The following is a 7,391-nucleotide window of genomic DNA, read 5'->3' as shown; positions in this document are numbered from 1 at the left end:
CCCGGCGGCCGGCCATGGTGATCCGGTCGCGGCGAACCACCCGCCGAGCCCGAGGTACAGCGCGGCCAGCAGCAGGGCGGCGCCACGGCCCGGACCGCGTCGTGCTGTACCTGTTCCCGCCTCGGTGCTCATCGGGTCAGCGTATCGGCTGTGCCGGTGAGGGTTTCGGTGACTGCGGCGGGAACCGCCGGGCACGGCGCAGAGGGGGAGTGGGGGCGGCGTATCCGCCGGTGGCCACACCGTCTGCGGCGTCGGTGTCGGTTGCCGTCGGGTGTGGTCGGCTAGCATGCGAGGGCATCGACGGACGGCGCAGGAGCGGGGTCCGGGGGATCGGTCGGGGGAACTGCGATGGTGGCTGTACGAGTGGAGATCATCGATCCGCGCACCAACACCGTGCTTGCCGAGGAAGGCTTCACGCATCGGGGAGCAGCAGGATCGTGGGCGATGGCGCGGGCGTGGGCTCGAAGTGGCGGGACGGTGCGGGATCGTCGGGCCATCGAGCAGTGTTGGGAGCTGACGAAGGTGTTTTCGGTGCCGGTCGATGTCGGGTTGACCGGGCCGGTGCAGACCGCGATCCGGGTGACCACCACGTAGCTGCCCTCCACTGTGGGGCGCGGTGTGCCGGTGTGGGCGGGCGCCTCGATTCGTCGGCGAACAAGCTCGTGTCCGGGTGGTGGTTGTTCATGTCGGTTCAGCGATCATGCGGGGGTGGTGCTTTCGGTGCGTTCCACCACTGGGGGAGCGGTACATGCTCTGCGTGCATGCGGAGCACGCACGTTGTGCTTTCGGTGCGTCCACCGCAGCCCGTGCGTGGATGCCCGTATCTAGGCACCCCGGTCCCGGCATCGTCGAGCCCGGTCCCGGTGTCGTCGGCGCATCACGCTTCGCGCTCCGACGCGGCGGGACGCCTCGGGATACGCCCGTCGGTACGGGGTTCGGCGTAGAACTCGACGAATTGTGGGCGGATATGCAGTCCGGAAGCAGACGCCGTGTAGCGAAAAGATCCCTTGACCAGCATCGCCGGTATCTTCTTCGGTGCTACGGCGACCCCTCATCGCTCCCGCGACCTGTCTCGGACACCGCAGATGCGCCCCACCGAGCGAGAGGTGAGGCGCATCTGCGATGTCTGTCTTTTCGATCGCGATCGACTCAGCGTTTGGCCGGAATACTCCGACCGGTGTCCCAGTTGTAGCAGAGATCGCCATCTCGGTGGGGATAGCTTCTCGTGCAACCGCGATCGACAGGCTCGTTGAGGCGATCGTCGAGGTTCTTCAGCGGCTTGACGACCCTGTTTTCGATGGCGTTGTTCAACGGATCGTAGAGATTGCCGTACGCCTCACTCGCCTTCCAGATGGCTGATCCGATGTTCTTCACGGCGTCCTGGGTGTTCTTGCCGTACAAGCCCCACTCCCACCATCCGCCATCTGCGACATCGTTCACCGGTAGCGGTGCGGGTGCAGCGGTCGCCGGACCGGCCGCACCGAAGAGGATGCCGGTCACAGCGATGGCACTACACACCGCGGCGCGCATCACGTGGGTACGTTTCATCGAATAGTCTCCTTCACGCACGCGGGCACAAGCACCGCGAGTGGGGACGGTGTTCCGGCCGAGTCTGTTCCGGGTCGGTGGTCGAGGCTCTCTCGGAAGGGTTACGGCGCCATATTGCCCCTCGGCGTGAGCGTTCGGAATCATCCGATTGACCGACAGTGCTCTGCAGTTCCGCCACGGAAGTCGGGTGCGTGCATTGCGTGTGTCCACCGGCAACCGCTGGGCGACAGTTCATCGCGTGCACGAACTGCCCTCCACGCTTGTCGCTACCAGACGCGGCGCCAGCCACGAGGCGACTGCGAGTTCGGGCGTTCCCTACTCCGGCATCGATTCCAGATCGCTCGACGCAACGATTTCACACGACACGGCATCATCGGACTGCCGCAGGACCAACCCCTGCCATGCACCGACTGCGTCTCGGCGCCAGCGTAGGAGCAGACCGTTGTCGATCGTCTCGGACCCACGGACACGGCACGGCTTGAGCCGACGGTGTTCCGCGCGAGCCTTCGCCAACCCGAACAGGCAGACCGGGCAGGCGATGCCGCGACGTCTCGCCGCGTCCAACGCGAACAGTGCGATCCGGGGTGTGTCGTTCGTGCAGAGCCTCGCGTGATGGAGTTCGGTGGCCAAGACTGGGCAATCACCCTGGTGGTACAGAGCAGGGCCGGGTTCACCGAGGACAAGCCGGAACGGCTTGTCCTCACGACCCGGACGGGCGGGCAGCCGATGTTCGGAGCCGACCCCGAGCCGTGGGGCCTCGCTGAGCACCGCCACGACGGCCACTTCCCGAGGGGCGATCGGCGGCGGTGGGATCGGCGGCGGATCGTAGTTCCGCGGCGCGTACTTCGACCACGCGGGCACCGGCAACCCCGACGCATCTCCGAGCATCCGTGCTCCTGTCGAGGCCGCTGTATACGCAATCGGGTGATCGTAGCGGGCACACATCGTGCGTGACCGACCCGGCCGTCGATCCAGTCCCGACACGCAGGCGGGGCGATGACGTTCGGTACCGGGACGTTGTCCGTGCAACGCAGATGACACGAGCGATCAGGGCGTGTCCGGACGCCGTCGAACCCGAGCGATCAGGACCGCGCACCCCCAGGATCGGTGTCCGCAGCGAAACCGCTGGCGGAGCTGACCAGCGCGTCGTCTTTGATGCAGGTCCAACCCGCCTCTTCGAGTGCGGCGACGAGTGCGGCTTCGTGCCGCGGGTCGATGTCGAGGAAGTCCCCGTTGAGGACGCTGGCAGCAGAGTTGCCGTACTGTGCGATCAACTCGGGGGGCATCCACTCGAGCATCTGCTGGGCGGGCCACTCCGGCCAGTCCCCGTCCTCGTTCCCGGGAATCTGGGACAGGCCGAACGGTTCCTGCGGCTCGGGTGGGTCCATTTCCCAGCCCTCGAGCCGTTCGACGATGTCGTCCCATCTCTTCTGCGGCAGAGCCGCTTTGGCGTGTCCCCACGTGTCGAAGCCGGTCCACAGCAGCGACAACTCGTGGGCCTGGTCGCGGTCGATGAACACCAACCGATCACCGGCGATCCCGTACACCAGCACCTGTGCGCTCACCGCTGTCCCCTTCGCCCTCGCATACGGTCGGCCCCGTGCCGGTCTCCAGTGCATCACTGTGCCGCGGCTGCGGCAACGGGTTCGCGGGTTTCGGTCGACCGGTACGGTGAGGGCATGTCGCGGCCGCGGAGGGACACCCGCGGATGCCCCGCGCAGACCCTGGCCCACGAGTACGCGGCACATCAACGACGACGCGGACATCAGATCCGGATTCGCCGCGACCCGGCCGCACCCCACCAGGACACCGAACTGATCGACACGAGCCTCGGTGAATGGATCGTCGTGGCGACCTCCGCCGAGCCGGCCCCGGTCCGCGCCGCGATGGACCGGTGCGATGCCGCGCTCGCAGCCCCCGGAGCTCCCGGACACACGCACCGTTCGATACTGCTACCGAACCAGCCAGGCCCCGGCACCATCGAGACCGCGCTGAACCGAGGATTTTCGGTGCTGGCCTGGCGCCACGGTGACCTCGTGGTGCGGCGCAGCCCAGCAGCGTTGGCGGCGCTGGCCGGCGACGATCGACTGTGGAACGAATATGTGTCCGCCGTCGTCGACATCGACCTACCGGCCGGGTGCATCCGCATCACCCCCTGTCCCGCACCGAACCCGGCCGTGACCACGCCCCCCGCCGGCCCGATGCACATTCTTGCCGTCTGCCAGCCCGGGGAACGACCCGGCACCGACCGTGAACGCCTCGCATGGCGCGAGCTGAGGAGCCGTCTGCACGAGCACGGCGTCCCCACCTATCCGGCGATGGGCGGCTCCCCGGACGGTGAGTACCGCGAACTGAGTGTCGCAGCGTCGGGCCTGACCGACGACCAGGCCCGGGCGTGGGGGCGGGCGCTCGGACAGGTCGCGGTCTTCGCGTGGCACGGCACCCAGTTCGTGTTGCTCGCCTCGGCCACCGATCGGGTGCAGCGCCGGAGCTATCGGATCGGGCCGTGCCCCCCGCAACGGTAAGGCCGCTACACACCCACCGCGGGGAGCTGCGCGAGCAGATAGGACACATCGTCGCGCACGACGACTCCGAGGGGTTTCTGTGTCCGCAGGCCCTGCTCGCTGATGATGACCGCCACCAACGTGCCGGCGGGATCGTCGGTGCGGAAGTCGTCGATCACCGCGGCGACCGTCACGGTTCTGGCGCGGTGGAGGACCTTCTCGGTCGGTTCGGTGAAGTCGAGGACCTCCCGCACCCGAACCTGGTCCACCAGCACGTCACCGGCGTCGCTGATCTGTGCCGCCAACCAGCGGGCGACGGCATTGGTGGTCAACAGTGCGAGGTAGTTGCCGTTGTCGTAGACCGGCAGCTGGGAGAAGCCGTAGTGCATCATCTCCCGCAGCGCATCACGCAGCGGCTGCTCCGGTGCGGCGGTGATCACCGCCGGTGCCCGCAGGCATTGTCCGATCCGGAGGGGGTCGAGCAGTGCGTGGTGGATGCGGCGCAACTGTTCGACGGTGTCCTGCCGTGGTGTGGCGATGGGGGTCCCGCCGCGGTATCGGTGATGGGAGATGGCGTTGCGGAGCTGCCGGAAGGCGGTGAGGTCGGGCGCGTACCGGCGGACGAGGGTGTCCCGGCCGCGGGTCGCGGTGAGGATGTCACCCATGCCGCGAATGCCCTCCGGCAGGGCATGTTTCTGTTTCAGGTGTTGTTCGATGTCGGACCACAGGTCGAGGAACTCGCGGGTAGGGTCGTCGGTGGTCGGTGTTGCCATGTGCTCATCGTGACCGGGAGTCGGTGCGTTCGTGCCGGATTGTGCTCGCCTCCGGTGACTGGCTCCCGGCGGCGCACCGAACACGGCTGCGGAACCGGATGGTGCGCTCGACCGGCGACGAGATCGCCCACCTTGCTCGACGCCGTCAGAGTCGGATCCTGCGCATGCGGGGCAGGGGTGACGAGATGACCGGACCCGGATCGGCATTGATCGCCGGAGGCGTCAGCGCACTCGAGACGAATCGGCAGTGGGCGGACCGGTTCGGGCTGGTGACAGGCCACCACAACGTCGTCGACGGCTACGTCCCGGCCACACACGTCGAGGCGGTCGTCGACGAATTCGGTCTGGTTCCCAACCTCGACGGAGATGTGACCGTGCGGATCGTCTCTCACACGCCGTCGGCCCTGGACGACGGCGTGGTGCCGATCGCGGTGGCGGTCGACCTGATGGAGTCGCTGAGTACTCGTGAACGCAGTGCCGGTGCCCGCGTCCTGGGGCAGTTGCTCGATGACCTCCGGTGAGCAGCGTCCACAGTGGCACACGCAGGCACGCCGGTCAGCGACACCGAGGCACAGTCGCGACGCTGATCAGCAGCTCAGCACGCTGCGCGGCGGACACGAAGGGCCCATCGGTCCGACCGGCCTGGGGAAAAAGAGGTCGCCTCCGTGATGTTTGAGCCAGAACTCGTCCTGAAATGCCGCGACGGTGCCCACCCAGCTGGTGGCATTCTCCAAGCCGTGGACGGTGAACCACTCCTGAGTCCCTTCGGGCAGTGCTGCGACGATGTCGCCGGGTTGTTGCATGGCCATACCGGCCAGCCTGGAAAAGGCCGCTCTGCTGCGCTCAGCGACGAATACGTCGGGGTAGATTTCGCAGGTCAGGTCTTGATCGGAGCGATGCGATGCGCGCACCTCGAACTCCACGATTCGTCTGTCGCGTCGTAGCCATTGGCGATGTAGCGAGGTCCAGTCGATGTCGGGGCGCATGCGCTGAACGGGTCCGGAGGACGTGGCCCACCGAGACTGGGATTTCTGCTCTATCCGCTCTTCGGCCTGCGAATCGTCGGACAGTACCTCGATCCAGTCGATCGCGAGTTCGATTGCAGCGTCCTCGACGACGAAGATGTCGTGGTCCTCGGCCTGGCCGATCTCGTGGATTCCGGCGGGGATGTCCGCGTGCTCGACGACGGTCTCGGCGGTCGTGAAGACTCGACCCCGTTGGTCGATGAAGACATCGGGGTGGACCTCGCACGCCGTGTCTCCCGTTGATCGCACCCGGTGAGTGGCCTTGACCTCGAATACCACGGGGCTCCTTGTCTTGTCGGGAGTAGCCTGCTGCCGGTGCCGTGGTTCTGCTCCGGGGTACAGGCCGATGTGGACGAGGTCCTCTGCCGGTACCTGCCAGTGCGGCAGGCTGATCCGGCCACAGTCGCGGCCGGGTGTTGGTCAGAAGGTGGTAGGTCCAAGCGCGGCGGAGACCGCGGTCGTGAGTTCCGCGACAGCGGTGTCGGTGAACGCACCATCGACGAGGGCGGGAACATGCGCACTGTGCCAACTGGTGCGGCGGATGGCCTGGCGTGCGTTGTACAGACGCACCGCCTGTGCCACAGCGGGATGAGCCAGGAAACCCCGGGCCTCGTCCAGGGTATCGATCCAGAAAGACACCTGGTCCTCACCGCCGGCAGGCTGCGTAGCAGCCTTCCCTTCGAGGCGTTCGACAGTATCGCCGAAGATCTCCTCGAACTCGCCACCATCCAACGCGGCACGAAGGGGGCTTTCGGCCACCCATACGCGCACTGGGCAACGGTCTTCGTCATCCACCACGACCGCCACGTGGACCGGACCGATGTTGATCCGCGACAGCACCCCTGGCTGGGTGCGCAGGGTCACCACCCAGTGGTCGTCCTCGGTGATCGCCGGCGCCGGTACGAAGTCCCGAACGTAGTCGGAGAGAAAGTCCAGCACCTTGTCGCGGCCCGGCATGCCGTTGAGTTCGGCGAGTCGATCGTCGTTCCCGCGGCCCACGCTACCGAGGCGGTAGGACTCCTTGCGGGGCGCGGCGGGAAGCGGGGCGCCATCGGTGACCCACGCCGCGAGATCCTCGGGCGAGATGACCGTCTTCTTGAACAGGGTTTGATGAGCACGGGCGGTGAATTCGTCGATCAGTCCCGCGCAGGTCTCGCTGGTCATAGCCCTGTTCCGTTCTCTTCGTTAGTGAACGTACGGATCGTACGGGGACGATGCCGGGGCGCCCGGTAACCGGGGTGCGAGCCCGTTCGGGATGGGCACCGCGCTGGTCATTGGTCTGGAGAGATCGGGCTCCAGGTCCGATTCGAAATAGGTTGAGGGAGAACGGTTAACAGCCTGCAGTTGACATAATCTTGGTTGTCGGCAAGCTCTGCCGCGTCCTGTTGGCATCGACTCGGTACCACGGCAGGTGGGGAAAGTCCCCTGGGGTGGTGGGAATCCGGTGAGGACATCCGGGCAGGTCCACGGCGTGTCGCTCCCTCACCGAGGGTGGGCCATCGCGTAGTGATCAACGAGTTACCTCTCACAGTGACTCACAG

At 66.7% G+C, this 7,391-nt stretch carries 9 protein-coding genes; 3 read left to right on the top strand and 6 right to left on the bottom strand.

Features of this window, described 5'->3' with window-relative positions; all coding sequences use genetic code 11:
- Positions 1-348: 348 nt before the first annotated feature.
- The gene (locus tag WAX14_RS12275; protein WP_422628335.1) at positions 349-594 is read left to right on the top strand and encodes a hypothetical protein; all 246 of its coding nucleotides are present in this window, start codon (positions 349-351) and stop codon (positions 592-594) included.
- Positions 595-1,149: 555 nt separating this feature from the next.
- Here the strand turns inward: WAX14_RS12275 and WAX14_RS12270 are convergent.
- From WAX14_RS12270 to WAX14_RS12260, 3 genes are all read right to left on the bottom strand, one after another.
- Positions 1,150-1,500, bottom strand: coding sequence for a hypothetical protein (locus WAX14_RS12270; RefSeq protein ID WP_422628334.1), 351 nt, complete (start codon positions 1,498-1,500; stop codon positions 1,150-1,152).
- A gap of 363 nt (positions 1,501-1,863) precedes the next feature.
- Positions 1,864-2,436 (bottom strand): hypothetical protein, encoded by a 573-nt coding sequence (locus WAX14_RS12265; RefSeq protein WP_422628333.1) that lies wholly within the window; start codon positions 2,434-2,436, stop codon positions 1,864-1,866.
- A gap of 194 nt (positions 2,437-2,630) precedes the next feature.
- Positions 2,631-3,113: a hypothetical protein gene (locus WAX14_RS12260; protein ID WP_422628332.1), complete on the bottom strand. Its 483-nt coding sequence runs from the start codon at positions 3,111-3,113 to the stop codon at positions 2,631-2,633.
- Between the two features lie 114 nt (positions 3,114-3,227).
- On the opposite strand from WAX14_RS12260, the gene WAX14_RS12255 reads away from it, so the two are divergent.
- On the top strand, positions 3,228-4,073 hold the full coding sequence (locus WAX14_RS12255) for a DUF3293 domain-containing protein (protein ID WP_422628331.1): 846 nt from the start codon (positions 3,228-3,230) through the stop codon (positions 4,071-4,073).
- Positions 4,074-4,078: 5 nt separating this feature from the next.
- Here WAX14_RS12255 and WAX14_RS12250 read toward each other — a convergent pair whose 3' ends face one another.
- The gene (locus WAX14_RS12250; protein ID WP_422628330.1) at positions 4,079-4,825 is read right to left on the bottom strand and encodes a CBS domain-containing protein; all 747 of its coding nucleotides are present in this window, start codon (positions 4,823-4,825) and stop codon (positions 4,079-4,081) included.
- 185 nt (positions 4,826-5,010) lie between these two features.
- Between WAX14_RS12250 and WAX14_RS12245 the strand changes: the two genes are divergently transcribed.
- The gene (locus tag WAX14_RS12245; protein ID WP_422628329.1) at positions 5,011-5,346 is read left to right on the top strand and encodes a hypothetical protein; all 336 of its coding nucleotides are present in this window, start codon (positions 5,011-5,013) and stop codon (positions 5,344-5,346) included.
- 66 nt (positions 5,347-5,412) lie between these two features.
- Here WAX14_RS12245 and WAX14_RS12240 read toward each other — a convergent pair whose 3' ends face one another.
- Together WAX14_RS12240 and WAX14_RS12235 are read right to left on the bottom strand one after the other, a co-directional pair.
- Positions 5,413-6,129 carry a hypothetical protein gene (locus WAX14_RS12240; RefSeq protein WP_422628328.1) on the bottom strand — a complete coding sequence of 239 codons (717 nt, stop codon included), beginning with the start codon at positions 6,127-6,129 and terminating at the stop codon, positions 5,413-5,415.
- Between the two features lie 141 nt (positions 6,130-6,270).
- On the bottom strand, positions 6,271-7,014 hold the full coding sequence (locus WAX14_RS12235) for a hypothetical protein (protein WP_422628327.1): 744 nt from the start codon (positions 7,012-7,014) through the stop codon (positions 6,271-6,273).
- Positions 7,015-7,391: the final 377 nt, after the last annotated feature.

Source organism: Rhodococcus sp. (in: high G+C Gram-positive bacteria), assembly GCF_049299235.1.
In the GTDB taxonomy this organism is placed as follows: Bacteria; Actinomycetota; Actinomycetes; order Mycobacteriales; family Mycobacteriaceae; genus Rhodococcus.
This window is presented reverse-complemented; position numbering and strand designations above follow the sequence as displayed.